This is a genomic window from Roseobacter sp. AzwK-3b, from assembly GCF_000170875.1.
Classification (GTDB): domain Bacteria; phylum Pseudomonadota; class Alphaproteobacteria; order Rhodobacterales; family Rhodobacteraceae; genus Roseovarius; species Roseovarius litoreus.
This window is the reverse complement of record NZ_ABCR01000020.1, coordinates 1-23451: the sequence shown is the minus strand read 5'-3', so window position 1 is coordinate 23451 and position 23451 is coordinate 1. Positions and strand designations below refer to the sequence as shown.

Here is a 23451-nt window from a genome sequence, read left to right as displayed (position 1 = left end):
AGGCAAAACGCTACGCTGATCAACTAAACGCACATGTTCAGAAAATTGCGCATTCAGCTGCATTCAGTAAGCCAGTGAGCAACAGTGAGCGTAATCTCATGCAGAGCGCCACAGGCCGGCATTTGATTATTTTTGAACAGACCGACGAGAAAATCATAATCGTCCGAGTGCTGCATGAAGCGATGGATATTCCACGCCATATCAGCCCATCACATTAAACTTGTCACAGCAGCTCCACCGCGTCACTCATCTGCTTGGGGTTCACGTCGATGTAGCGTTGGGTGGTTTGGATCGAGCTTGCCCCGCCAGTTCTGTCAAAACGCAAAGGTTTGCGCACCTGGCATCTCAGCGTCTACATGAAACCGTCAAGCTGCTGGATGTGCAGTATGGGCGCGAGCGGCACATGCATAACGAGTGACAATCAAGAAAGAACAACTCTGATACCTGAAATGTTCCACGAGGAACACAGCAAATTGTTTTTGTTGTCGCTCTATGTCAGTTTTGTGCGAAACCAGGTCGCAAGCTCGTTCTGGCTCACAGTGCCGGATGCCACCCCTTCCATCACTCGAATAGCGTCAAGCGGGTCAAAGCTGATCCGGTAGCCATTGTCGAGAAGAAATAGCCGCGCGGCAATCCATGCCGTGCGCTTGTTGCCATCAACAAAGCCATGATTTTTGGCAAGCCCATGTGCATAAGCGGCCGCCAACTCAGCAGCGTCGGCTTCTTCGTACAGCGCAGTGTTGATGGCGCGAGCCAGAGCACTTTGGATGGCACCAAGATCACGAACGCCTTCAGAGCCTCCGTGCTCGGCCAGTTGGCGATCATGGATGGCATTAATCACCGAAATATCAATCCAGCGCCAATCTTGCTGCGGTGACTTCGGGCGATCATTCACCGGGCCAGCGCCCGCAAAATTTCACGATCATCATGCATGATCTCTTCTGCCAACGCGATCTGCCGTGCAAACTCAGGATTATAAGGGGTCAGCCGATAGCCGCCATCTGCAGTTTCTGTCAAATACAGAGTGTCACCCTTTTTGACTTTCAATTGAGCCATAATCTCTTTTGTGAGGATTACACCAGACGAAGCGCCGACGGTTGTGATCTTGAGTGTTTGCATTAGGGTCCTCCAGGTATGTAACGTTTATTATATAACCAAGCTATTCATAACCCTCAAGAGGACAGGTTTCAAAGTGAATTGGCGCTTTGTCCAGCATCAAAGCAATTCCACCGCGTCACTCATCTGCTTGGGGTTCACGTCGATATAGCGTTGGGTGGTTTGGATTGAGCTATGACCTGCAAGCTCTGCCAGCACACGCACGCTGACGGATTTGGCAGCGAGGTTGGTGATGAACGATCTGCGACCGGAATGGCTGCTGGCATGGGCAAAGCCTGCCGCCTTGTAGATATCCAAAAACAGTTGCGTCATTGTGTTTGCAGAAAACGCCCCACCTTTTTGGCTCTCAAACAATGGCTGTTGAGGATTGGTTATGTTCAGCTGTGCAGCATACTCCTCCAACACACGACGCAAACGGCGGTTGATCCAGACCGTGCGTGAGCGGCCGCCTTTGGCTTGGGCTGCTGAAAGCGTGAACTGTTCCCGCACCCTGCCTTCCTCGTCATAGACATCACCGCGTGAGAGCGCTGCCAGCTCTTTGGCGCGCAGCCCTGCGTAAAAGCTGAACTGGATAATGGTGCGATCCCGTGTGCTGTGTCGACGTGTGCTGCACCATTGCAGGATGCGTTTGAGTTGAGCGTCGGAAAGTGTTTGTGCTTGTGCCATTCCATAAAACCTCATGAATTCATGTATCTGACTATAAAGTCTGAGGTTTTGACAGGTCGACCAGAAATGGCGGGAATTGGTCCTGCAATGAATTCAATGACTTAAGCGATAATCTCAGAGTTTGTGTATTCTCTGAGGTTTCAAGTTTGGGTTTTGCCAAACACATGTGCCAAGCGACGTGGGAGGTCGACGCTTTGATGCAGAACATCCAACAAAACGAAACTGTCAGCCAATTCCACATAAATCAGGTAATGGGAGCCAACACGCCCGAAACGCACATCTTCGCGTAAGTCTCTGTCAAGCAAAACGCTGCAGCTTTGGGTGTGCGCGAGGCCATTGGCAATTTCATCCATTTTGGTGAGGATGTCTTGCTCATAGGCATCGGCCTGACGAGGGCCGAAGGTTTCAAAAGTCCACAGCGCGACTTCCAACAGGCTTTGTTCAGCGTGTTCGGTCAAACGCCAGGTTTTGCTCATGATTGTCGCGCTCGCGCAGCTGAAAATGTCCGACGGACAACATCTTTGCCATCGCCATCTGCAAACTGAGCGTGCTCCATTTGCTGAAAGCTGGCCATAAGACGCTCACGCAATTCAACCACATGGCCTTCTTCCTGCTCAAGCAATCGCAGCCCCGCCCGCAACGCTTCACTTGCATTTTGAAACCTGCCCGAACTGACAAGGCGCTCAACCAAATCAGCCTGTTCTTGCGTTAAAACGACGTTGCGTGTGACCACATCAGCCTCCATATGCTGCTGGCATATTATGCCAATGCGGCCGGGTTGTCTATCACGCCCGAAATCACCGCTTTTGAGCTGGTTTTTTGCGCAAGTTGATAAATAAACATATAGGCAAGTTGATGAACAGGCACCGAAACAGGCTACAAACGAGATCAAGGTTGGCACGCCGATTGCAATAGTGCTGCAAATCCCTCCTGATGTGAGGGGGTACGCAAATCCGAACTGCTCGTTGTTCGTCTTCTTCGCACTACCCTGTGCTCAGCGCAGGATGCCTAAAACGCAGTCCCACTGGAGAGACATCCTTTTATCCTGAAAGATTGGAAGTGATTTGACGTTTGCGAAGTCGTAATGGTTGGCCGGGAACGCTCGGCGTAAAGTGACACGGGTGACAACCTCAAAAAGAACCGTGATCGTATAGGGCAGCCCTGCTGTATGGGTCCTATATGTGCGTGGTGGCTGGTAATAGAGATGATCGCAAAACCTGCTCTTCCCTGAAATGGGTTCAGTAATACAGCCTGATGCGCGACTGCAGACAGCAGCGATGCGCTTTTAGACCGACGCCTCAATAGGCGTTGGTCTGATGGCTCATTGCAGTCCCTAAAAGAAAACATTCATTCAAAACACATCACGTAAATCACCACTGCTGTTTGAGCGAGTTCGATGTGAAACAAAAGGCGGTGACGATCAGTGAGGCGCAGCGATAGCAAGCGCGAACAGATCGAACAGCACACAGATGCAACGCAGATGTGTTATCTTGCTGAAACATTACAATCATTTAGGCCAGCCGAATGGCGTGAACGAGCAAGTGACACAGAATGACCTGTTCGAACGAGGTCGTTTCAATATTCGTTGGCCAGCATCACAGTTAAGACCCGAGTTGTGACAGCGGGATCGCTTGGATCGGGTGACAGCTGCTGCAAATCCACATCGTAATAGCTGAACTGCCAGAACACGTGAACGTCATGCCAATGGAATGCGCCGAAGTCGTGCTCGGCATAGGGATCATTGTCGGCGGTAAACTTGTCAAACAGCTGCACAGCTCTTAGCACAGCTGTCAGGTCATCCAATTGCTCAATACCCGGCGTGATCACAACGCGGCAGTTTTGGAAGGTGCGGCGAGCGCGGTCATTCAAGTCCCGCACACGCTCCGTCGCCGTCATCCCCGTGCTCCATGTTGCAATCACAGCACAAGCGTATGGTCAGCTGCGGTTTAGGGCGACCGGAAACTGACAGGCAAATGTGAATAAATTCCGGCACTTAAGGGACATTACGGCGCCTCACACTGACATTGTCGGATAAATAAATGCACAATCAACGGGAGAACACATGGCACATCAGGTTTTGGAACAGGTCAGTTTGGAATTGAAGGCACTCAACATCATCTCAAGCAACAGGGAGTTTTGCACGGCGTGGTTGGCCAAAGACCCCAGCTATATGCGTGTGCTGCGTTTCCACAATCGAACGCCAAGTGCTGATGCGCTGGTCACCTGTGCCAGCAAGCTGGGTTATTATGCCGAGCATCTCGCCAAATCCCCAAATTCAGAAAATCACAGCATGGCTGCGAAGTTCACCGAGCTACGTGGTCTTTGCTTGTCAGAGTTAGATCAACTGGCACGCTCAAAATGGATGACGGCGGAGCGCATGGGATTATGCGGGTGAAGTTCCCCCTGCACGTCAAAATCTCTGCCGCGCGAAATCTTGTGGCCAGTTACTTATCGTTTTGGAGTGGTCGTTTGCAGCCACCCCACACTACGGGAAATCCCGTATGCGTATAAGTGAGCTTGTGCGGGAGGGGATATGGAAACGGCACCCCAAGCCCAAGCCGTTGCCCATACCCAAGCCAGCCAAGCCCAAGCCGCGCAAGTCGCCCGATGGGGACAATTTTAAAAAGCCCAAGCGCAAGCGGCCTTTCAATACGCCAAAGCCGGAAGAGTTGAGCTGAGGTTGCCATATACTGGTAGTGATTGATGTCGTCTCAAATTAAGGAGAGGTGCGCATAGCCCCCAACAAGTATACTTCATCACTGGTGGCGAGAAAAATTCAAAATTTGGGTTTGGGTGTAGCACTGGCCTGCCTCGGGACAATGACTTAATCTCGCCGCAGAGTAAAAGGAGAACGACGTGATATCCAGCCTTAAGCCAAGTCCTGAAGAAATGTATCGACGCCGCCTTGCCAGTGCGCCTTCCTCTGTTCAGCTACTGATTGAAAACATCAAATCCCACTTCAGCCTGCGTAACGATAGCTTTTCACACCATACTCGGACACATGGCGGCGATCTTCGTGTGGCCATTCCCGGTCATCTTTTGGGCAGGAAAGTACTCCGTAATTTTGGCACGCTATCATGGCGACCCGGCCTAAAGCTGGTCACGGGACGTGCATACTTGTCACCAGAACAAATGATGGGCCACGCTATTCGCTACGCGGCCAAGCCTAAGAAGCAAGGCGAACCGCTGTTAAGTGACTTTTGGCTTCAAGAAGGTGAGTGTCTTCGCGCGACAAAGAGCATAATCGATGCGCTTGAAGACGCACGATTAAAGATGATGCGAGCGTATGAAGCGCAGAGTTAGCTTTGATCCCAAATCAGACGGGTTGAGCTGAGAAAACAACTCTTAGGAGTGTGTCGACAACAGCCACAACCCTGGCATTGAAAATGTTCCACGAGGAACAAAATCAACCATGTTGACGCAGTTTCCAGTGCAGGCCTCAACAAACTGACGCTGATCAACGTGGAACAAAAAACAGTCGCTCCCACAACGAGAGCGACTGCTTGAAGACGTAATTAACTGCGCAGTTTATTCGATGGCTTTTGTTGTGCTTGCACTGCTATCGATTGTGTTTGCGTCTGCGGGATCGTCTTTGAGATTATCCTGTGCTGCTTCGATACCGAAGTCCCACAACGCAGGCTTAAACTCAGTTTTGCGAGCATTTTGCTTTGCTTGCGTATAGCGATGCGCGACTGTTTGTTGATACGCTTTTTCTGCAGCTGCAACGAATTGCACTTTGATTGGCAAGCGACTTTCGACTTCTGCAAGTGCTTTTTTAACGGCACGCCAGTCGTATGCGTCCACAAATGTTTTGTCGAACGTGAGCTTTGCGAACACGAAGTTGTTGCTGTCCTTGTCGCGCGGCAGCAGTGTTGACAGCTGTTTTGTTTCCGGTCGCGTTGCGTCCACAAGGTCTTTCAGTTGCTTACCTGTAAGTCCGCGAAAATCTGTACCTTCAGCAACATAGCTTTCGAACAGCTGCGCAGGGATTTGCGTGAGTGTGTAAATTTTTGTCCACTCGTGCGGCATGAATGCTGCGTGATTGACCAGACGCGGTTGCAACTTACCGATTGCGCAGAATTTGCGAATGACAGAGCTTGTGTCTTTGTAGCCAACAGCTGTGCAAAAATCTGCAAACTCGTGTTCTTGCAGCGATTGTTGCGCTTCGTAGACCACGCGACACATTTGCAGCGTTGATTTTGCTGTACGCTCTTCTGTCTTTTTGAACAGCGCAACGTACTGATCACGCGAACGCGGTTTGATAGTGTCAATGTCCGCCAGTCCGTGTTCTGCAGACAGTTGACCTGCTGCGAAAGGATCGTAGCGCACGTTGCCTGCGTCAGCACCAGCTGTGCCGTAATAGCTTGTCTGTGCTGCAGTGTCGTCGTTAGCAGTTGTTGCGATAGTTGTGTTTTGATGATCAAGCATAAGATATCTCCTTTTGTTAAGTGCTTGTCGTGCCAGCCACCATTGACTGACGAATAAAGTTGTCTCATAGAAAATGAGGCCTTTAAGACGTCGCAAGAATTAATCCAAATGGCATCAGATGCAGATTGCAGAGCAGTATGTAGGAAGGCTTGAACTGGCGAAGTTCCACCATCCTCCGCCTCGATTTGAAAACGTCCGGGTGTTTAGGATGCAGCATGTCAATCCGCCTTATGCAGAGGCGCCGGATTGGCAGTGCTCGGTGTATTATTTTTGGTATGAATATTTACGCAGGCATGCAGGCTACTTTGCGACCTGCCAAAAAAATGGTGTGGGAGATTACGCTGAACAGTTCGCTGTGTTTGGTAACGTGCACGAACTGGATTTTGCGGACTGGTGGGGGCAGTATTTTGATCTGTTTGCAGAGCCCCATTCCGCGTTTCTGATGAACAAACGTAAAGTGGAAAAGGGCGAAAACATTCCGCGAAGTGGGTTTATTGAGTTTGTTCAAATTGACATGCGCTATTCCGAAACCGACATCATTCGCCGTGTGCGTGATTTGGTGCGGATATCCAAAAGCCGTGCAGCGTACCATTATGGAAAATATTTGGACCGCACAGGCGGCGACGTGGAGCTGGCGCAAAGACTTACAAAGCGTCGCCGCGTGAGGTCACATGCAAAATATAAGGTTGGGTCACGTCCCAGCTTACCTGCCTTGTATCAGCATTTGCGTGTGTGGGATGCTAAGGTTGAAAATCCTCAGGCCGATGATGCTGATCTGTTCGACGTTGCGTCAGTCCCAGCCAAGCTACCATATAGCGAAGCGGAGATTGCCAGCTTGAAAGCAGAGGGTTTGACAGTGAAGGACTTGGAAAAAGCCAACCGTCGCGCCAAGCGCCTTGCTGTGCAGCGGCACTTGCGGATTGCGAAGCAATACATAGACAATGTGGTTTGGGGTGAGTTTCCAAAGCGTGAAAAGCGGTAGCAACTTTTGCGTGTTTTAAATGTACCAGCACAAGCCTGACCCTTAAAATGTTCCGCGAGGAACAAAGTCAATCATGTTGACGCAGTTTCAAATGACCCGTCATGTCCGTTGCCGCTGTTCCTCGTGGAACAGCGATAAACCAATTACTTGGCCATCATACACGGTCTGTGCTGCGCATGTCGTGCTCGGTCATGCCCAACCCGCACCCCATGTAGCGGCCAACAGCTTTGGCGCAGTGTGTGCGGGGATTTGACGGGTTTTATAACGAATAGCCGCTGTGATCAGTATTTTATTTGAACAAGGCCGACGCCGGTATAGTGACGCTGGGTCAGATACTGGTCACCGTTCCTGTGTACTCATGATTTGAAAATCCACCAAATGATGGGCAGCACAATGAAAATGTCGGCGATGTTGTAGCTGAACGGGTTGGTCATGCCCAGAAACGGGGTGTTGATATAGTCGAACACGTAGCCGAAGGTCAGCCGATCCATCACGTTGGACAGCGCACCTCCGAAGATCATACCCCCTGCAATGGCGTGAGACACTCGCCGCTTGCCCAGCAGGATCGTGGCCATGACAGCGCCAACCAAGATGGCGATACCGGCCAGGATGAATTGGTTGCTGCTGTCGTCGCCAGCCATCAATCCAAAGTTCACACCGCGATTTTCCGAGTGTACCAGATTGAGCTCCAGCATGGGCGTGGAAAACACCTGTATTGGAAGGTCCACATGTGCGGTCAGGTAATAGGTGATGGCCTGGCACAGCAGAAATATGCAAATCGTGGTGACGGCTAAAACAAAAACCGGGATCGGTTCTTCGTCAGTGCTCATAGTGGACCGGTGCTCTCTTCCGCTTTGATGTCCGTCGCGCCTTTGAACAGATCGCGTTTAGCACGGCGGCGACGCATGATCGCAAATACCCCAAACGCCAACTCGATCACAACAGCCCAGAGTAGCGCGATACCACCATAAAGCATCAACTCGGTTTGATTGTCTCTCAGCTGTTGTTGGTATGGTGCCAGAGTACGTACCATGGCCAGGGAATGTTCGGCGGACATCACTTGTACTGTGCCACATTCGATATTGGCCGACGAGAACATGGGATGACAGCCGATGCGCTGATACCCGTAATATCCCCAGGCCGCTGCTGCGCCACCTAACACGGCACCGATCATCACCACACGTGACGACAACAGCAGTAGGAATCGCAAAATTTGGCCAAGCCAGCGCATCAGTCGATCTCGCCCCATTCCAAAGGCTCATTCAGCATGAACGGTTCCGCAACCAGCAAGCCGATGCTGCAGATGATAACAAGTGCGATGATCACTGCTGCTTTTCCCGCCATGGCACCTAAGCAATCCACGTAAAGAACAAGGTTCTCTTCACACCAACAGGGTCAGGCATCTTCGCTCTGCTGCGCTTTGTCCAGCTCGGCCTTAAGCGCCTGTGCGTATGCGTTTCGGGCCGTCTGATACACGGCGATCTCGCTTTTCAGCTTCACCATCTGCTGTTCCAGAAACTGCAGGCTTGCCAGCTGTGCCTTGCCATTGTCGCTGAGGTCTTCACTGTTGTATTCGGTTCCGTCTACGGTGATCTTGGGCATGGTATTTTCCTTTTGAGTTAATCATCAAACAGGGCGCTGAGATCAACGCCACTCTTGCCTTTGACGATTTCGTTTTTGAGATCGGCGATATAAGCGTGACGCGCTTTGGTCAGCACGGCATGCAGGTTCTGGGCTTCTTGCAACTGTGAGGTCACGTGCTGGAACTGAGCCAAGTTTGCTAGACCTGCCTCACTCAGTGTCGAAACATCGTAGTCTTGATCATCAAGCTTCAATGTCTTGATCATGCAAAACAGCCTTTTTGGCTTTAAGCTCAGATTGCAGGGCGTGGCTGTAAGCCAGACGAGCGGTATCAGCGATGGCCCATTCGCTTTCCAGCTGCCGGATCCGTTCTTCGCAAAATCGAATATTCTGCATCTGAGCTCGTGCCTGTTCGGTCAACGAACTCAGCTCGTATTCAGCACCATCAATCGAGATTTTGGGAGCTGGGAGGTCAGCATTCGCCATGTTGTGGTTCTCCTAGTTTTTATCCAGTTGCACCATGTTCAAAAGAAGACCCCCAGGAGGCCCTGAGGATCTTCTTCGCTGTAACCATAAGGAGCGTATTTTCAGCGGTACTCGTACAGATGCAGAGGTAAGGGGCGATTCATATCCTTAACTCGGCATATGGAATGAGTTGGCCCCGCCGCGCGCGGCGAGGCCAATGTTGGTTAAGCGATATGCACGGTATTGGCGGCTTCAGTCAAGCTGAGGGCCTCAATCCCTGTTACACCAGTCAGTTCGATAACGTTAATGGTCTGATTAAGGCCGTCAGATTCCACAACGTAGGTGTTCTCATTAAATTCGAAACCAGCGCTATCTGCCGTATTCGCCAAGTCAGTGAGAACAATCTCAGCAGCTTCAACCCACTCAGCAAATGTGTTCACGGCGGCGGCATCTGCGCCGCCAAGTGTGATGATACCGTCTGTAACAGTGGCAGTTATAGTATCACCGGCAGCGGTTGTTGCGGCTGAGACATCAACAGCAGCACCAGCAGCCACGTCAGCAGTAATAGTCGTCGAAGTCAGGTCAAGCGTATCCGCTACTGTCACATCGGCAACAGCCGAAAAGTCAACAATCGTGTCCCGAGCCGCTTCGGAGCTATCACCAGGGGCAAAGACGAAGGTGTCTGCACCGGTACCACCGGTCATAGCGTCTGCACCGGCACCACCAGTGATTTTGTCATTACCGATACCACCGTTGATGGTGTCAACATCGGCGCCACCGTCAATGATGTCATCACCTTCACCACCGGTGATGTTATCAGCACCGGCTTGACCATTAAGTGTATCAACGCCAATACCGCCATCGATAACGTCAGCACCATCACCTGCGTTGACCAAGTCATTACCTGTACCGGTCGAAATATTATCGATTTGGGCACTACCGGTAACCTCGTCAGCAGCATTTGTGCCAGTCAGCGTAAACTGGCTACCAGCCAACGCAGCGGTTGAGTCTGACAGATCCACAATCACGGTGTCTGTCGCGTCAGCAAAGGTCAGACCTGACAAATCGATAGTGCTTACATCAACGTCATTGCCAAAGGCACCGGCACCACCGATCACCAAATCATCGCCATCGGTCACGTCCAGAGTTTGTCCGGTCAACTGTGACGCAAGGAAATTGGCGGCGACGCCAGTATCAATGCTGAGAGTTTCAAAACCAGTGAATGTACCCGCCGTCATGTCTGCAGCTGCATTCAGTGTGTCACTGCCCGCACCGCCATCGAGGTCAAACGCTTCAGCAGTAACCGCAGTGATCTCATCATCACCAGAACCACCGGTGATATCGAGGAGATCGGCTGTCGCCGAAACCGTCAGATCACCAGACAGCGCCGCTGCATTTACAGAGCTTCCTGTTCCATACCCTGTGCCACCGCCTGCGCTAACGCTCAAATCCCCGGCGCCTGACAGCACGTACTCAACTGCCTCAGCAGCAGCACCAGCATTCAACGCTACAGCATTTTGGCCTGTGAACGCGGCACCAGTAATCTCGTCAGGAGTTGCGAACGATGCGATATTAACGGTCTCAGCACCCGTGGTTGTGACAGTAGCAAATGCAGCTTCATCAGCCCCACCGTCACGTTCACCGAGAAGATTGACGGTAACTTCGTCAGTCGTTCCTGCGCCAGCTACAGTGACATCGATAAGGTTGACAGCCACGTTGTCGCCGTTAATCGCCCCCACGCTCACACCGCTGGATGCGTTTGTGATGGTCAAATCACTTGCTACACCAGCAGGAGCGTCCAAGTCCGCGACGATAAACTGGCTCTGCGAAACCAAAGACTGGTCGACAGTAAATTTGGCGTCGACGAAACCGAGGATTTCGACATTCGTCACACCGTCGAGCGCGGCGACCTCCGTAGCATTTGTGAAGCTTTGGTTATTACCGCGCAGAACGACTAAGTCGCCGTTGAAGACATCATCAGTACCATCGGCGCCACCATCGATGGTATCAGTTGATGCAATTCCACGGCCAATGATGACCACGTCTTGCCCAGCACCAGTAGATACCGTTACCGGCCCTGTTGCACCAAAATTAATGGTGTCATCACCTGCGCCAGTCGTGACGGTGTCGATGTTAGTGAAAGCTGCGTCGTCACCCAGCTCCACGCCACCGGTTGAACCGGAAGCGTCAATTGCGGTAACTGCTGAATTGACACGTTCAAAAGAACCAAACGTGGCACCAAGCGACACATCGACATCACTGTTCAGCGTGAATGTTTCTGCCGTGGCCGATCCATTAAACTCCAAAGTAATGAAGTCAACGTTATCACCATCCGTAGCTGCGACAACGCCGTCGCCAGACGCCGCGACTGTGACGGTGTTCAAGCTGTTGCCGAATACGGCAAAGCTTAGGGAGTCCGCCACATTGTCCAGAGCGATCGTTGCAGAAGTGGCGGTTGCAGTTGCGTCGACATCCGTAAATCCAAAGCCAGACAGGTTACTGAAACCAGCGGTCGTTCCCGCGCCAAGCTCGGTCACATTGTCGGCAAAGTTAATCTGCCACAGCTGCTCAACGCCATCATAGTTGGACGCGTCGGCCAGCGAGCCATCAACAGCGACTACGCCGGCGGGGTCCGCCTGATAGTAGACATTGACAATCTCAACGCCCTGAATCGTCATTGTCGCAGGAATAGCAGCGTTTGCGTTTGCAGGATTACCAAGAGCGTTGACCCCGGTCACCGCCAGAATATTCAGCGTATCAGTACCCGCAAGCCCATCAATAGTTGTGCCGGGCGTTAGCGTTGCCAGCTGCCCACCAAGCGCGTTGGTCTCAGTTCCAGCAACAAATGTATCGTTGCCAGTCGTACCCTCGTACGTCCGAAGTTCCTGAGCGGTCAGCTGGATGTCGTTTGCACCCAACACAGGTGTATCGAGCGGAGCCCCATCAACAGCGTCATTGGTGGTAGCAGCGTCATTGGTGGTAGCCGTACCCTGGGTCGAAACCACACCACCGCTGGATCCACCGCATGCAGCCAGTGTCAGTGCCATGGAAAGGCCAGTACCACCTTTAACAGCACGCCGTGCCGTTTCGTTTTCCCATGCCTTAACGAATTTGTTGACAAGTTGTTCTTTCGTGCCGGCTTCAGGTGCCTGAATACCAGCCTCGTTTTCCAAGCGGTTGAGTTCCGCAAAGTCTTTAGCCATGTTAGCAACGGCACATGGACAGCTCCCTCAACGAAATCAGTACGTTGCAAGGAGATCACTCCAGCAAAATCCAGCGCGACATGCGTTTCGCTATTCCACGAGCGCATGTGGACAATTTTTCTTAGCGCAACCTATTGGTGTGACTGAGGGAATTTTTCAATCGCGACTTTTCCGATCAGGCCATAAAGTGCTGAAAAGGGCACAATATGAAAACTCGGCTCACAGATCGCGTCATCCAACGCCACCAACACCAGCTAACGCAAGATCGCAGCTCTATAACCGATAGCGTGATCAAAGGCTTCTTCGTGGAAATCCGAAAACGCTCGGCCACGTTCAATCTACGCAGCAGCATCGACGGCAAGATGCGGGTGATCAAGCTGGGACGCTTTCCAGAAATCTCAACCGAACGAGCCCGTGCACTGTGTCTGGAACACAAGCAGCGCATCAGCCAAGGTGCCACCGTGGATGATCTGACCAAGCCCGTCCGAAGCATGACGCTGGATCAGTTTTACCGTGACCACTTCCTGCCCTGGTATCAAACCTACCGCCGAAACAGCACCAATATCGTGCAACTGTATCGCAGCACATATCATATCCGATACGGGCATCGGCACCTGCACACGATCTGCCAGGATGATCTGCGCAAACTCACCAAGGAAATGCAGGACTTGGGTTATGCACCAGGATCGGTCAACCGAACCGTGGTGATCTTGCGGGGCATGCTCCGACGCGCGGACGACTGGGGGTATTGTAAAATCCACAGCAGTCTTCAGAAACCACCCAACCTGCTGCCTGATCACCCCCGCCATGAGCGGTTCCTGTCGCGCGAGGAAGCGCACAGACTGCAGGCCGTTTTGCAGCGCCGCGGTGCCACACCCGTAAATCTTGCCATCTTGTTTTTGCTCTACACCGGTGCTCGCAGAAGCGAGGTGCTCAACGCAGACTGGGCACATGTGGATTTTGCGCGGCAGGAATGGCGCATACCCATCAGCAAAAACGGTCGACCGCGCACAGTCATTCTCAGCGACCGCGCTGTTGATATTCTGGAGCAGGCCCGTGCGTATCAGCAGCGCCATTTCGGCAAGCAAGCCCGCTCAGTCTCCACTGTATTTGCCAATCCCCAAACCCTTCAGCCCTATCACAATATTTGGGAGACCTGGAAACGAGTGCGGGCGGAAGCCGATTTGACTGATGTTCGATTGCATGACCTGCGCCACAGCTATGCCAGCACCCTGATCAATGCGGGTGTCAGCATCTACGAAGTGCAGAAGCTGCTTGGGCACACCAACATTACCACCACGCAGCGTTATGCGCATCTGGCCAGTGAGCGTCTGCATGAAGCCGTCAAGTTGGTGGATGCCGGGTATGGGCTGGAGTGATGCCCAATGCAAGATCTGTAGCTAAACGCTACTATTTATTTGACACATCGCCTATTGTAGCCTAGAGCTGCGCAATGAAAGAGATTAGATATACGAAATCGGCTTTGCGTACCCTGCGCAAAGTGCCAGCAAATACATCATCTCTTATCCGGACAAAGATCGAAGCTTTCGCAAGCAATCCCGCTGCTCCGAACAATAATATCAAGGCACTGAAAGGTCGTGAGGGGGTGCGTCTGCGAGTAGGCGACTGGCGAGTAATTATGGATAATCAGGGTAACGTCTTGGCCGTACTTGAGATTGGGCATCGCAGCAGCGTCTATGACTGAAGGGAAACAACATGAACGACATGGTTACAATCACAAAGCAGGAATACGATCGGCTATGCGCGGCAGCAGAAGACCTCGCTGATCTCAAAGCCTATGACAACGCCATAGCTGCCTTGGACAGAGGTGACGACGAGCTGATCCCCGCAGAATTTGTCAATCGGCTTTTAAACGGTGAAAATGCATTGAGAGTTTATCGTGAACTGCGTGGCTATACACAGGCCGCATTGGCGGAAAAGGCGGACGTAAACCGCGTGACTGTTGGAGAAATTGAAATCGGTCGCAAGACAGGTTCTGTTAAAACACTGCGCAAACTGGCAGATGCTTTGGCCGTCACGGTTGATGACCTTATTTAATTGCTCAATTCACAGCAATTCAACGGCCTCGCTCATCTGCTTGGGGTTCACGTCGATGTAGCGTTGGGTTGTTTGAATTGAGCTATGGCCCGCAAGTTCCGCCAGCACACGTACACTGACCGATTTGGCGGCGAGGTTCGTGATGAATGATCTACGGCCGGAGTGGCTGCTGGCATTGGCAAAGCCTGCTGACTTGTAGATCACCAAGAACAGCTGCGTCATGGTGTTTGCCGAAAACGCACCACCTTTTTGACTGACGAACAATGGCTCTGCAGTAGATCTGCTACCCAGTACTGCATCCCGATATTCCACCAATTGCCTTCGCAAACGGCGATTGATCCACACTGTACGTGACTTACCGCCTTTGGCCTGTGCTGCTGTGAGCGTGAACTGGTCACGTACCGCGCCTTGGTCGTCGTATACATCTCCGACCTTAAGTGCAGCGATTTCTTTGGCCCGCAATCCTGCATAAAAGCTCGTGAGCACAATGGTGCGATCTCGTGTTGGATGGCGCCGTGTGCTGCACCAGTGCAGGATCCTTTTCAGTTGCGTGTCGGAAAATGTTTGTGCCTGCGCCATTGCTAAAAACCTCATAATTTCATGTGTTTGACTATAAATTCTGACATTATGTTTGGGCGACCGAAACCTGCCACCGCTGCGCCATAAATGTTTTCAATGACTTACGTGAAAATGTCAGAGTTTGTGCATTCTCTGAGGTTTTCAAATATGAGTTTTGCCAAGCACATGTGCCAAGCGACGTGGTAGGTCGACACTTTGGTGTAGAACATCCAACAATACGAAACTGTCAGCCAACTCCACATAAATCAGGTAATGGGCGCCAACACGCCCGAAACGCACATCTTCACTTATGTCGCTGCCAAGCAAAATGCTGCAGCTTTGGCTATGCGCGATGCTAGACGCAATATCATCCAATTTTACCAGAATGTCCTGCTCATAAGCATCTGCTTGACGCGGGCCAAAGGTCTCAAAAGTCCATAACGCGATCTCGTACAGGCTTTGTTCGGCCTTTTCAGTCAAACGCCATGTTTTGCTCATGTTTTTCGGGCTCGTGCGGCTGAAAAGGCTCGGCGCACAACATCCTTGCCATCACCGTCTACAAACTGAGCGTTCTCCATCTGCTGAAAGCTGGCCATAAGACGCTCGCGCAAGTCCACCACATGGCCTTCTTCCTGCTCAAGCAAGCGAAGTCCAGCCCGCAATGCTTCACTTGCATTCTGAAATCTGCCCGAATTCACGAGGCGCTCAACCAAGTCAGCCTGCTCCTGTGTCAGAACCACGTTGCGAGTGACCATCTCTACCTCCATCTCTCCTTGCCATATTATGCCAATGCTGCACCCCTGTCGATCACAAGCAGAAAATAGCCACTTTTAAACCGCTTTTACACTCAAGTTGATAAATAAACATGTCAGGCAATTTTGAATTCAGGCTCCGGAACAGGCTACAAACGAGATCAAGGTTAGCACGCCGACGATAATTGTGCTGCAAATCCGTCCTGATGTGAGGCGGTGAGTAAATCCGAACTGCTCGTTGTTCGTCTTCTTCGCACTACCCTGTGCTCAGCGCAGGATGCCTTAAACGCAGTCCCACTGGAGAGACATCCTTTTATCCTGAAAAATTGGAAGTGATATAACGTTTGCGAAGTCGTAATGGTTGGCCGGGAACGCTCGGCAAAAGTGACACGGGTGACAACCTCGCAAGAGAACCGTGATGACACAGGACAGCCCTGCTGTGTGGGTCCTGTGTTTGCGTGGTAGCTGGTAATAGAGATGATCGCAAAACCTGCTCTTCCCAATTTTGGGTTCAGTTACACAGCCTGATGCGCGACTGCAGATTGCAGCGATGCGCTTTTAGACCGACGCCTAAATAGGCGTTGGTCTGATGGCTCTTTGCAGTTGCCAAAAGACAATAATCAAACAAATTCAATCACGTAATTCATTCGATGTGTTTGAGCTCTTCGAGTTGAAAACAAACAGCGGCGATTGAGCTGTGAGGCGCAGCGACAGCAAGCGCGAACAGCAAGAGCAGCACATAGATGCGAAGCAGATATGTTGTATCACTTCGATATGCTTGATCACTTTTGCCCAAATAATGGCGTGAGGATCAATATTCGTCTGCCAACATCACAGTGAGCACACGTGCTGTTACAGCAGGGTCACTGGGATCAGGTGAATGCATGGACATGTCCAAGTCATAGTAATCCCATTTCCAGAAAATCACGTGGCCTTGATGTTGAAACGAGCCGAAGTCGTGTTCCTGAAACGGGTCATTGTGTTCGGTGAAATCATTGAACTGTTGCACCTGGCGCAACACTGCATGGACATCATCAAGGCTGTCTATACCGGGTGTGATCACAACGTGGCAGTTTTGGAAGGTGCGACGAGCGCGATCATTCAAATCCCGCACCCGCTCTTGTGTCGCCATCCCATCACCTTGCGCTGTGATCACATGTCAAGTGTATGGTCTTGCTGTCAGGATCGCGACCACAACACAGGACCACAGATAAATAATAACAGTAAAAAGGAGTATTGATGTCGAAACTGGTTCTCGATCACGTGTTGTAACACCTCAAATCAATGAATGTGGTCAGCGGCGAAACAGAGTTTTGTCGCTGCTGGCTGGCAAAGTCGCCATGCTACATGCGTACTTTGCGCTTTCAAGACAGTTATCCAAGCGCAGATGCTCTGGCAGTATTGGCAAGTAAATTAGCTTATTTCTCAAAGCGGCTCAGCGACAGCCCAGATCCCAGTCACCAGTTTCACAGCAGCGAGTTCGGCAGATTGCATCGCGTCACTGAGCAAGCACTTTACGATCAGGCACGCAGGAAATGGCAGGCTGAACCCACATGGTCAAACCCCAATTTGCAGTGAATATTTCCGAGTTACAAAATCTCACAGGCAAGTACTTATGCTTTTGGGGTGGTGCTTTTGCAGCCCCTTGCCGTCACAGCGCAAAGATTTCTTACGTGAAATTATTTGACTGAGCTACTTGGTGCAAAGCATTGCGTAGATCTTGCTCCACATGCTTCAAGCCCCATTTCCAAACACAGTACTCAGCTGTGCATTCAACGGACGACTCTTTTTTCAAGACCACGAAATTTCCAGTGCCCACTTTCGAGATAGGCTGCAATTGCGCCACCATACCGCCTAGATATCCGTGATCTTTGACAAGTCTCCGCGTTGTCGCATCGATTCTTTTCAAAGCATAAGCTGCCCAGTATAATCGCTCCGCAACGCAGTCTTCGGTATACTGATCCTCCAGAGGCAGTGCATCAGTCGGCAACCGCGCATATATGAGTCGCGCCCTTGTGTGACGCACGACCTGCATTGGCCCCTTCGCAGCGTTTTTGTGAAACTGTTCTAATTCAGCAAGTGTATTACACTTGTCCAGTTCCGCGACAGCGTCAGGGAAATGCTGCTTCAACTGCTCTCGCGTTAAAAGAGGCTCAGGGTACAAAAACATCTTGCGTCATTCCTTATTGCTGGCACGACAACAAACACGAATCCATGGCCATGCAGTTTTTGAGAGCGAGCGTGTAGAGCTAATCAAGCGCAATTGGCTTGATGGGCTTTTGACTGTCAAACTGTCGCCGCTTGCTGCGGGATCGGGTGACATTGCGCTCCCAGTCCGTTTTATTGTTTTTCTGTTTTGGTTTGGTGCCAGCTGGTCTTTTACTGGCCTTGGTCACAACTTCGTTCACTCGCATCGCTTAATCCTACTTGGAGCCTGAGTTAACCCCACTGACCTGAAAGATCAGGCTGTTATTTAGATATATTTATCAGCGTTGATGTGATTGCATGCCGGACAATTTTTTTTCGAAACATCACTTATTGAAGTAATCCCGACTGTCCCGGTTGGGTATTGCGGCACATTTGCGGAGAGCACTGTGACAAACCTGGAAACACGCTTGGAAGAACTGCGGCTCTTGGCTGAAAAGCAGACCTCACGCTATGTCAGCAGTAGGTATTTACTGCACCAAGCTATCGTCGACGCTTACCTATGGTGGCGCGACGCACAGTCGGCTAAAAACTATCTGCCGAAGCTTTACGCCCGCGAAGGCATCCGATTTAAAAAAGGGCAAGGGAACCAACCAAATTTCTACCCGCTGGTGCGACTGATTTGGAACATCGACACCAGCACGAAAGCAAGCACGATCAGCAATTGGGCAAAATCGCTAACGGCGCTTGACCAAACGTTCTCAGATAATCCAGAACGCTTTCCTGAACCAAGAGCAGATTTGATCAACTACATTAACGCACAAGGCGGGCTGAAAGGCTTACGCGGCGAAAAACAGTTGAGCGAAAAAGAGCTGGAACTAGAAGAAGACACAGGGTCAGTTCCCCGCAAAACCAGCCCTAAAACTCAGCAAGCGCCAATCCCTACGTCTGTTATCACCCGCCGCAAAGCTTCAGCGCAAACACATACACCACTTGCCTCAGCAACCGTTAATACAGCTGTGACAGATGACGATGGCTACGTGGTTTTGATCGGTCGACGCAACAGCGGCGGCGATATCGACATTCTAAGCTCCACCTACAAAGACGATGTGATTTCGCAAGCTTTTTGGGCAGCTCGTGATATCGATCGCGCCAAAGTTGATCCCGAACTGCGCCTACTTGCCGAAAGTATCGAGCCCCACACCTTGCCGCAAAAACTCGAACCATATCGCCAAAAGTTCTTCACACCAGCAATTGTGGAAATTGACACAGCAGACGCCAATGGCAGCATCAGCGCCTCAAAAACGCATGTCAAACAAAATACCCAGCTGCGTATTCGTCCTGATCATGGCGACATTTTGGTCAGTCACATTGTCACTGACGCAGGTTTGGTCACACGCATAAAGCCCCACAACTTGACCTTGGCAACGCAAGAACTGCGCTTGCGGGGGACGGATCGATTTTGGATTGAAACAGATCTGCTTGGACAACAAAAACTTGATGTCTACCACGTGAATACTCTAGGCGGCTTGCGAAAGGCAAGAAGCGACACCAAAGCCGCGTTAGAGCTGCCCATCAAAAGTGAAATCGATCAACATGAACGCAGTCTTTACTTTTACGAATTCGCTACAGACGATGCCTTCATTCGCTGGCAAACAGATGTTCGCGACGATGCTTTAGCAGAGACTGCCTGGCAAATTTCAGCACAAAAACAATGGCTCAAAAACTTCGACGCAACCTGTATCGATAACTGGCTCACGCACACCAAAGGGCTTTTCAACAAAAAGCAGATGCAGCGTGTTGCGCTGATACCCAGCAGTACCGAGTTGACGTTGAAACATTGGTGGGACGGCACTGCAGCCGGGTACCAAAGGGACCATGCAACACTGTTTCAAAATTCAGCATCTGCAACACTCACCGCTCGCGAACCGGTTTTCCAATGTTCTCCTAAAGACCTTGCGATGGTGTTCTCTGCGCTTCCTTACATGCCGCTGTCATCTGCAAATGTGGAAATCAGTGCCAACGCACATGTAATGAAAATCGCCTACAGCACCGACTTGGCGGAATATGAGACGTTCATCCCCGCTGTGACAGAAGACGGCAGCAAAGACACGACCGCTTTCTTAGCTTATGGAGCGCAAGATGCTTAATGGCGAGAATCTAACAGATCGATATACTGGATACGCAATCTATCTTCCCAGCTTGCAGAAGCAGTACGCAGCATATCCGCTGCGCCCGAAAACGTCAGTTCGAGGTGGCGACTTACCCGCTAAAATGCGATTACGTGATCTGGATTTTTTTGATCCCAAAAGCCGTTTTTGGCATTGCAAATATGTTCTTTACAGCGCGGGACAGTTTGACTCTTCGTTCATATCTCAGCCCGACATCGTCAGTACAAGAGACAAGGCCAATACTGTCGTCATTGGCGACAGCGGCGGCTACCAAGTGGCCACTGGTAAACTCCCTGCGACACGTGATTGGATCGCAGATGCTGAGCGTCCAGAAATTATTTTCAAGCGCTGGATTTCACAGCGCAGCATTCGGGACAACGTTTTGCGTTGGCTGGATCATTACAGTGATTTCGCAATGACACTGGATATGCCGTTGTTTTTGCTTAAAGATAGCTCGCTCAAATCTCCGTTTTCCAATCTTTCAGCTCAACAACTGATCGACCTCAGCGTGGAGAACTTGCGTTATTTTGCGGACAATCGCGGCAAAGCCACCGGCGCCAAAGCAAAATACCTCAACGTTTTACAGGACGTAGGGGATGGCACTGGCGACGCCTGGTATGACGCTGTGAAAGATTTTGACTTTGAAGGTTGGGCCTTTGGCGGCGGCACGAGAAATGGCATCGACCCCGTGCTCAGCTGGATGAAAAAGCTTTTGGACGACCACAAGCTGGACAAGTGTGAATGGATACACATTCTTATGGCATCACCGCCGGAAAGCGCCGTTTACTATACCGCCATCCAAAAAGCTTTGCGCAAAGCTACCGGGAATGAAAATCTGCAAGTAAGTTTTGATAGCAGCTCGCCATTTCAAATGTCCGGCATCTATCAAACAATAGCTAAAATCCCTGAACTTACGGCAGACTATAAAACGTGGCGTATACCGGCTGTGGAATATCCACAAAACCCAAAGTTTACGAGTGATAGCGACATTCGCTATTTGCAAGACATTGTGTCACCAATAACCCGCACAATCAGCATCAATGATTTTCACGCCAAGCGCAGCGGCTGGGACGTGAAGTTTTTTGACACGTTCAGCCATCAGCTGCTCACCAACCACAACATGTACGTTTATCACCGTGCAGCTGTTGACGCTTGCGACCTCGTGTTTCACCCTGAAAAGCGTGATGAAGAGCGAATTCCCAAAGTTGTGCAAGACAATTTGAGCAAGATCGAACAAGCTCTTTGTTGATGCCAACGGCTGAGCCAATACACGTCACAAAAAGCACGGCGCTTGTGGCGCAAAACATCACTTTTTGAATTAAACCCGACTGGCAAAGTCAGGTACTGTTGCTGCGCAAATGCGGGCAACGCAACCGATCTCGTTCCAAGAAGGCAACTGCTGAAGAATCGTGCAGCCGCCTGAACAATTGTGCATCTATCCGGGTAGCGCGGTTGCAAGCAGAGCTTCGTTACAAATACGGAACAACGTCGTCCATGACTGCGTCATAATCACACCACCTGTTGCACTTTAATACTCAATAGATCGACCGCGCTTCGCGCTCTGATTGCACCACACAGCGATCAAGTCCATGATTGTTATGAAAATCATAGGTTTATTATGCAAAGTAGACTTTGGTATCCATGTCCCATTTTGGTATTAAATATATATGGGAAAGTGTTTCACAAAAATCATGGCGAGACGCGAACTGCAGCGTTTGGCGAGCAGGAAGCGCACGACCTTTCTTTATAAATTCACCCACGTTGTCGAGTACTGGGAACTGCTCTTGGTGATTTATACCTGTGACGGCGATCCCGATTACGGCATCGGAGACTACGTTGCTCGTGTCAGATCGAACAGGCGTACAAATCTCACAATGCAAAACTTTATCCGGGACCGGATAGCTGAAGGGTCCCTTGTTGTGGTCAGCTCTACCAAGAAAAGTCGCAAGACGCTCAAACTGAGCGATCAACTCCGAGACGAGCTTGAGGCGCATCTCAATTGGATCGGATCCAGCGTCACTGTGCCCGTTACACCCATCCCGTCAGCGGTGCGCTCAAATACTGGTAATTGACTGGGCAGAGTACGCTTGGGGTTGCGTCCAGCGTCAACGACACGCTGTCAGAGCCCTGCTATGCGCGGACCATGCCGCTCAGTATACCATGTAGCGGCCAACAACCGAGACGTGCTGTGTGCGGGGATTTCGCAGTTTTCTTGACGAACGGGTCAACAGGCCAGTTTTTCTGGGGCAAACAGTTTACCAGTATAGTGACGCGGGGTCAGATACTGATCATCGTTTCTGTGCCCTCACGATTTGAAAATCCACCAGATGATGGGCAGCACAATGAAGATGTCGGCGATGTTGTAGCTGAACGGATTGGTCAAACCCAGAAACGGCGTGTTGATATAGTCGAACACGTAGCCGAAGGTCAGTCGATCCATCACATTGCTCAGCGCACCGCCGAAGATCATACCGCCCGCAATGGCGTGAGACACTCGCCGCTTGCCCAGCAGTATCGTGGCCATTACCGCGCCAACCACGATGGCGATACCGGCCAGGATAAATTGATTGCTGCCATTGTCGCCGGCCATCAAGCCAAAGTTCACACCGCGATTTTCCGAGTGCACCAGGTTAAGCTCCAGCATGGGCGTGGAAAACACCTGTACGGGCAGGTTCGCATGTGCGGTCAGGTAATAGGTGATGGCTTGGCACAGCAGAAATATGCAAATCGTGGTGACGGCTAAAACAAAAACCGGGATCGGTTCTTCGTCAGTGCTCATAGTGGACCGGTGCTCTCTTCCGCTTTGATGTCCGTCGCGCCTTTGAACAAATCCCGTTTCGTTCGGCGGCGACGCATGATCGCAAATACCCCGAACGCCAACTCAATCACGACAGCCCAGAGTAGCGCGATACCGCCATACAGCATCAATTCGGTCTGATTGTCTCTAAGCTGTTGTTGGTATGGGGCCAGAACACGCACCATGGCCAGCGAATGTTCGGCAGACATTACCTGTACTGTTCCGCACTCGATATTGGCCGACGAGAACATGGGATGGCACCCGATGCGCTGATACCCGTAATAGCCCCAGGCCGCTGCGATCCCGCCAACAACTGCGCCGATCAGTGTCACTCGCGACAGGAGCAGCAGTAGAAAACGCATCATGTGACCCAGCCAGCGCATCAGTCTATCTCATCCCATTCCAAGGGCTCGTTCATCATGAACGGTTCTGCAACCACCAAGCCAATGCTGCAGATCAGAACCAGTGCGATGATCACTGCTGCTTTTTCTGCCATGATACCTATACAATCCGTTCACAGAGCATGGTC

General features: G+C 51.1%; 30 protein-coding genes. 10 read left to right on the top strand and 20 right to left on the bottom strand.

Going from position 1 to position 23451, the window contains the following annotated elements; all coding sequences use genetic code 11:
- Positions 1–218: type II toxin-antitoxin system RelE/ParE family toxin (locus tag RAZWK3B_RS20850; protein WP_157132350.1), on the top strand; the 218-nt coding region annotated here is incomplete at its 5' end.
- A 272-nt stretch (positions 219–490) separates the two neighbouring features.
- Here RAZWK3B_RS20850 and RAZWK3B_RS19950 read toward each other — a convergent pair.
- The 6 genes from RAZWK3B_RS19950 to RAZWK3B_RS19925 all read right to left on the bottom strand — a co-directional run bounded on the left by RAZWK3B_RS19950 (position 491) and on the right by RAZWK3B_RS19925 (position 3678).
- On the bottom strand, positions 491–895 hold the full coding sequence (locus RAZWK3B_RS19950) for a type II toxin-antitoxin system death-on-curing family toxin (RefSeq protein ID WP_007818439.1): 405 nt from the start codon (positions 893–895) through the stop codon (positions 491–493).
- Positions 892–1119, bottom strand: a complete 228-nt coding sequence (locus tag RAZWK3B_RS19945; protein ID WP_007818437.1) for an AbrB/MazE/SpoVT family DNA-binding domain-containing protein — start codon at positions 1117–1119, stop codon at positions 892–894. Before RAZWK3B_RS19945 ends, RAZWK3B_RS19950 begins: the two co-directional genes overlap by 4 nt.
- 96 nt (positions 1120–1215) lie before the next feature.
- On the bottom strand, positions 1216–1782 hold the full coding sequence (locus RAZWK3B_RS19940) for a tyrosine-type recombinase/integrase (protein WP_007818435.1): 567 nt from the start codon (positions 1780–1782) through the stop codon (positions 1216–1218).
- A 140-nt stretch (positions 1783–1922) separates the two neighbouring features.
- The gene (locus RAZWK3B_RS19935) at positions 1923–2258 is read right to left on the bottom strand and encodes a type II toxin-antitoxin system RelE/ParE family toxin (protein WP_037296358.1); all 336 of its coding nucleotides are present in this window, start codon (positions 2256–2258) and stop codon (positions 1923–1925) included.
- Complete coding sequence (locus RAZWK3B_RS19930; protein ID WP_037296367.1) at positions 2255–2515, bottom strand: type II toxin-antitoxin system ParD family antitoxin; 261 nt, start codon at positions 2513–2515, stop codon at positions 2255–2257. The genes RAZWK3B_RS19935 and RAZWK3B_RS19930 overlap by 4 nt, the downstream gene beginning before the upstream one ends.
- Before the next feature lie 842 nt (positions 2516–3357).
- Positions 3358–3678: a DUF3768 domain-containing protein gene (locus RAZWK3B_RS19925; RefSeq protein ID WP_007818423.1), complete on the bottom strand. Its 321-nt coding sequence runs from the start codon at positions 3676–3678 to the stop codon at positions 3358–3360.
- A 166-nt stretch (positions 3679–3844) separates the two neighbouring features.
- On the opposite strand from RAZWK3B_RS19925, the gene RAZWK3B_RS19920 reads away from it, so the two are divergent.
- Together RAZWK3B_RS19920 and RAZWK3B_RS21365 are read left to right on the top strand one after the other, a co-directional pair.
- Complete coding sequence (locus RAZWK3B_RS19920) at positions 3845–4177, top strand: DUF6626 family protein (RefSeq protein WP_007818421.1); 333 nt, start codon at positions 3845–3847, stop codon at positions 4175–4177.
- A 461-nt stretch (positions 4178–4638) separates the two neighbouring features.
- Entirely contained in the window at positions 4639–5085 is a 447-nt protein-coding gene (locus tag RAZWK3B_RS21365) for a hypothetical protein (protein WP_157132349.1), read from the top strand.
- A 225-nt stretch (positions 5086–5310) separates the two neighbouring features.
- Here the strand turns inward: RAZWK3B_RS21365 and RAZWK3B_RS19915 are convergent, their stop codons facing one another.
- Positions 5311–6210, bottom strand: a complete 900-nt coding sequence (locus RAZWK3B_RS19915; protein WP_007818417.1) for a hypothetical protein — start codon at positions 6208–6210, stop codon at positions 5311–5313.
- A 118-nt stretch (positions 6211–6328) separates the two neighbouring features.
- On the opposite strand from RAZWK3B_RS19915, the gene RAZWK3B_RS19910 reads away from it, so the two are divergent.
- Complete coding sequence (locus RAZWK3B_RS19910) at positions 6329–7192, top strand: hypothetical protein (RefSeq protein ID WP_007818415.1); 864 nt, start codon at positions 6329–6331, stop codon at positions 7190–7192.
- A gap of 356 nt (positions 7193–7548) precedes the next feature.
- Here the strand turns inward: RAZWK3B_RS19910 and RAZWK3B_RS19905 are convergent, their stop codons facing one another.
- The 6 genes from RAZWK3B_RS19905 to RAZWK3B_RS19880 form a co-directional block, all read right to left on the bottom strand.
- The gene (locus RAZWK3B_RS19905; protein WP_007818413.1) at positions 7549–8022 is read right to left on the bottom strand and encodes a signal peptidase II; all 474 of its coding nucleotides are present in this window, start codon (positions 8020–8022) and stop codon (positions 7549–7551) included.
- Positions 8019–8423, bottom strand: coding sequence for a hypothetical protein (locus RAZWK3B_RS19900; RefSeq protein WP_007818411.1), 405 nt, complete (start codon positions 8421–8423; stop codon positions 8019–8021). The genes RAZWK3B_RS19905 and RAZWK3B_RS19900 overlap by 4 nt, the downstream gene beginning before the upstream one ends.
- A gap of 164 nt (positions 8424–8587) precedes the next feature.
- On the bottom strand, positions 8588–8794 hold the full coding sequence (locus RAZWK3B_RS19895; RefSeq protein WP_007818408.1) for a DUF6447 family protein: 207 nt from the start codon (positions 8792–8794) through the stop codon (positions 8588–8590).
- 17 nt (positions 8795–8811) lie between these two features.
- Positions 8812–9039, bottom strand: a complete 228-nt coding sequence (locus RAZWK3B_RS21360; RefSeq protein ID WP_037296356.1) for a hypothetical protein — start codon at positions 9037–9039, stop codon at positions 8812–8814.
- Positions 9017–9259 (bottom strand): DUF6447 family protein, encoded by a 243-nt coding sequence (locus RAZWK3B_RS20845; protein ID WP_007818404.1) that lies wholly within the window; start codon positions 9257–9259, stop codon positions 9017–9019. The genes RAZWK3B_RS21360 and RAZWK3B_RS20845 overlap by 23 nt, the downstream gene beginning before the upstream one ends.
- 203 nt (positions 9260–9462) lie before the next feature.
- Positions 9463–12441: a beta strand repeat-containing protein gene (locus RAZWK3B_RS19880; protein WP_007818402.1), complete on the bottom strand. Its 2979-nt coding sequence runs from the start codon at positions 12439–12441 to the stop codon at positions 9463–9465.
- Positions 12442–12647: 206 nt separating this feature from the next.
- Between RAZWK3B_RS19880 and RAZWK3B_RS20345 the strand changes: the two genes are divergently transcribed.
- The 3 genes from RAZWK3B_RS20345 to RAZWK3B_RS19870 all read left to right on the top strand — a co-directional run bounded on the left by RAZWK3B_RS20345 (position 12648) and on the right by RAZWK3B_RS19870 (position 14499).
- Positions 12648–13820 (top strand): site-specific integrase, encoded by a 1173-nt coding sequence (locus RAZWK3B_RS20345; RefSeq protein ID WP_157132348.1) that lies wholly within the window; start codon positions 12648–12650, stop codon positions 13818–13820.
- A gap of 74 nt (positions 13821–13894) precedes the next feature.
- The gene (locus RAZWK3B_RS20840) at positions 13895–14146 is read left to right on the top strand and encodes a type II toxin-antitoxin system RelE family toxin (protein WP_007818399.1); all 252 of its coding nucleotides are present in this window, start codon (positions 13895–13897) and stop codon (positions 14144–14146) included.
- A gap of 11 nt (positions 14147–14157) precedes the next feature.
- Positions 14158–14499: a helix-turn-helix transcriptional regulator gene (locus RAZWK3B_RS19870; RefSeq protein ID WP_007818398.1), complete on the top strand. Its 342-nt coding sequence runs from the start codon at positions 14158–14160 to the stop codon at positions 14497–14499.
- Positions 14500–14508: 9 nt separating this feature from the next.
- On the opposite strand, the gene RAZWK3B_RS19865 is transcribed toward RAZWK3B_RS19870, so the two are convergent.
- The 4 genes from RAZWK3B_RS19865 to RAZWK3B_RS19850 form a co-directional block, all read right to left on the bottom strand.
- Positions 14509–15078 (bottom strand): tyrosine-type recombinase/integrase, encoded by a 570-nt coding sequence (locus RAZWK3B_RS19865; RefSeq protein ID WP_007818397.1) that lies wholly within the window; start codon positions 15076–15078, stop codon positions 14509–14511.
- A 141-nt stretch (positions 15079–15219) separates the two neighbouring features.
- Complete coding sequence (locus RAZWK3B_RS19860) at positions 15220–15555, bottom strand: type II toxin-antitoxin system RelE/ParE family toxin (RefSeq protein ID WP_007818396.1); 336 nt, start codon at positions 15553–15555, stop codon at positions 15220–15222.
- Complete coding sequence (locus RAZWK3B_RS19855; RefSeq protein WP_037296362.1) at positions 15552–15812, bottom strand: type II toxin-antitoxin system ParD family antitoxin; 261 nt, start codon at positions 15810–15812, stop codon at positions 15552–15554. Before RAZWK3B_RS19855 ends, RAZWK3B_RS19860 begins: the two co-directional genes overlap by 4 nt.
- Positions 15813–16620: 808 nt before the next feature.
- The gene (locus tag RAZWK3B_RS19850; RefSeq protein ID WP_007818394.1) at positions 16621–16941 is read right to left on the bottom strand and encodes a DUF3768 domain-containing protein; all 321 of its coding nucleotides are present in this window, start codon (positions 16939–16941) and stop codon (positions 16621–16623) included.
- Positions 16942–17093: 152 nt separating this feature from the next.
- Between RAZWK3B_RS19850 and RAZWK3B_RS21975 the strand changes: the two genes are divergently transcribed.
- Positions 17094–17387: a DUF6626 family protein gene (locus tag RAZWK3B_RS21975; RefSeq protein ID WP_353611299.1), complete on the top strand. Its 294-nt coding sequence runs from the start codon at positions 17094–17096 to the stop codon at positions 17385–17387.
- A gap of 91 nt (positions 17388–17478) precedes the next feature.
- Here the strand turns inward: RAZWK3B_RS21975 and RAZWK3B_RS19845 are convergent, their stop codons facing one another.
- Positions 17479–17979 carry a hypothetical protein gene (locus RAZWK3B_RS19845; RefSeq protein ID WP_007818393.1) on the bottom strand — a complete coding sequence of 167 codons (501 nt, stop codon included), beginning with the start codon at positions 17977–17979 and terminating at the stop codon, positions 17479–17481.
- A 424-nt stretch (positions 17980–18403) separates the two neighbouring features.
- On the opposite strand from RAZWK3B_RS19845, the gene RAZWK3B_RS19840 reads away from it, so the two are divergent.
- Both RAZWK3B_RS19840 and RAZWK3B_RS19835 read left to right on the top strand, forming a co-directional pair.
- Positions 18404–20104 (top strand): hypothetical protein, encoded by a 1701-nt coding sequence (locus tag RAZWK3B_RS19840; protein WP_007818391.1) that lies wholly within the window; start codon positions 18404–18406, stop codon positions 20102–20104.
- Positions 20097–21374 carry a hypothetical protein gene (locus RAZWK3B_RS19835; RefSeq protein ID WP_157132347.1) on the top strand — a complete coding sequence of 426 codons (1278 nt, stop codon included), beginning with the start codon at positions 20097–20099 and terminating at the stop codon, positions 21372–21374. The genes RAZWK3B_RS19840 and RAZWK3B_RS19835 overlap by 8 nt, the downstream gene beginning before the upstream one ends.
- Positions 21375–22430: 1056 nt before the next feature.
- Here RAZWK3B_RS19835 and RAZWK3B_RS19825 read toward each other — a convergent pair.
- Both RAZWK3B_RS19825 and RAZWK3B_RS19820 read right to left on the bottom strand, forming a co-directional pair.
- A complete protein-coding gene (locus RAZWK3B_RS19825) occupies positions 22431–22904 on the bottom strand; it encodes a signal peptidase II (RefSeq protein ID WP_007818385.1) in 474 nt (157 codons plus the stop codon).
- Positions 22901–23305, bottom strand: a complete 405-nt coding sequence (locus tag RAZWK3B_RS19820) for a hypothetical protein (protein ID WP_007818383.1) — start codon at positions 23303–23305, stop codon at positions 22901–22903. Before RAZWK3B_RS19820 ends, RAZWK3B_RS19825 begins: the two co-directional genes overlap by 4 nt.
- Positions 23306–23451: the final 146 nt, after the last annotated feature.

Excerpts from the sequence above, each read along its gene's own strand:
- RAZWK3B_RS19945 (WP_007818437.1), bottom strand. The coding sequence starts at position 1,119 with ATGCAAACACTCAAGATCACAACCGTCGGCGCTTCGTCTGGTGTAATC.
- RAZWK3B_RS19940 (WP_007818435.1), bottom strand. The coding sequence starts at position 1,782 with ATGGCACAAGCACAAACACTTTCCGACGCTCAACTCAAACGCATCCTG.
- RAZWK3B_RS19935 (WP_037296358.1), bottom strand. The coding sequence starts at position 2,258 with ATGAGCAAAACCTGGCGTTTGACCGAACACGCTGAACAAAGCCTGTTG.
- RAZWK3B_RS19925 (WP_007818423.1), bottom strand. The coding sequence starts at position 3,678 with ATGACGGCGACGGAGCGTGTGCGGGACTTGAATGACCGCGCTCGCCGC.
- RAZWK3B_RS19920 (WP_007818421.1), top strand. The coding sequence starts at position 3,845 with ATGGCACATCAGGTTTTGGAACAGGTCAGTTTGGAATTGAAGGCACTC.
- RAZWK3B_RS19915 (WP_007818417.1), bottom strand. The coding sequence starts at position 6,210 with ATGCTTGATCATCAAAACACAACTATCGCAACAACTGCTAACGACGAC.
- RAZWK3B_RS19910 (WP_007818415.1), top strand. The coding sequence starts at position 6,329 with ATGCAGATTGCAGAGCAGTATGTAGGAAGGCTTGAACTGGCGAAGTTC.
- RAZWK3B_RS19905 (WP_007818413.1), bottom strand. The coding sequence starts at position 8,022 with ATGAGCACTGACGAAGAACCGATCCCGGTTTTTGTTTTAGCCGTCACC.
- RAZWK3B_RS19900 (WP_007818411.1), bottom strand. The coding sequence starts at position 8,423 with ATGCGCTGGCTTGGCCAAATTTTGCGATTCCTACTGCTGTTGTCGTCA.
- RAZWK3B_RS19895 (WP_007818408.1), bottom strand. The coding sequence starts at position 8,794 with ATGCCCAAGATCACCGTAGACGGAACCGAATACAACAGTGAAGACCTC.
- RAZWK3B_RS21360 (WP_037296356.1), bottom strand. The coding sequence starts at position 9,039 with ATGATCAAGACATTGAAGCTTGATGATCAAGACTACGATGTTTCGACA.
- RAZWK3B_RS20845 (WP_007818404.1), bottom strand. The coding sequence starts at position 9,259 with ATGGCGAATGCTGACCTCCCAGCTCCCAAAATCTCGATTGATGGTGCT.
- RAZWK3B_RS19880 (WP_007818402.1), bottom strand. The coding sequence starts at position 12,441 with ATGGCTAAAGACTTTGCGGAACTCAACCGCTTGGAAAACGAGGCTGGT.
- RAZWK3B_RS20345 (WP_157132348.1), top strand. The coding sequence starts at position 12,648 with ATGAAAACTCGGCTCACAGATCGCGTCATCCAACGCCACCAACACCAG.
- RAZWK3B_RS20840 (WP_007818399.1), top strand. The coding sequence starts at position 13,895 with ATGAAAGAGATTAGATATACGAAATCGGCTTTGCGTACCCTGCGCAAA.
- RAZWK3B_RS19870 (WP_007818398.1), top strand. The coding sequence starts at position 14,158 with ATGAACGACATGGTTACAATCACAAAGCAGGAATACGATCGGCTATGC.
- RAZWK3B_RS19865 (WP_007818397.1), bottom strand. The coding sequence starts at position 15,078 with ATGGCGCAGGCACAAACATTTTCCGACACGCAACTGAAAAGGATCCTG.
- RAZWK3B_RS19860 (WP_007818396.1), bottom strand. The coding sequence starts at position 15,555 with ATGAGCAAAACATGGCGTTTGACTGAAAAGGCCGAACAAAGCCTGTAC.
- RAZWK3B_RS19855 (WP_037296362.1), bottom strand. The coding sequence starts at position 15,812 with ATGGTCACTCGCAACGTGGTTCTGACACAGGAGCAGGCTGACTTGGTT.
- RAZWK3B_RS19850 (WP_007818394.1), bottom strand. The coding sequence starts at position 16,941 with ATGGCGACACAAGAGCGGGTGCGGGATTTGAATGATCGCGCTCGTCGC.
- RAZWK3B_RS21975 (WP_353611299.1), top strand. The coding sequence starts at position 17,094 with ATGAATGTGGTCAGCGGCGAAACAGAGTTTTGTCGCTGCTGGCTGGCA.
- RAZWK3B_RS19845 (WP_007818393.1), bottom strand. The coding sequence starts at position 17,979 with ATGTTTTTGTACCCTGAGCCTCTTTTAACGCGAGAGCAGTTGAAGCAG.
- RAZWK3B_RS19835 (WP_157132347.1), top strand. The coding sequence starts at position 20,097 with ATGCTTAATGGCGAGAATCTAACAGATCGATATACTGGATACGCAATC.
- RAZWK3B_RS19825 (WP_007818385.1), bottom strand. The coding sequence starts at position 22,904 with ATGAGCACTGACGAAGAACCGATCCCGGTTTTTGTTTTAGCCGTCACC.
- RAZWK3B_RS19820 (WP_007818383.1), bottom strand. The coding sequence starts at position 23,305 with ATGCGCTGGCTGGGTCACATGATGCGTTTTCTACTGCTGCTCCTGTCG.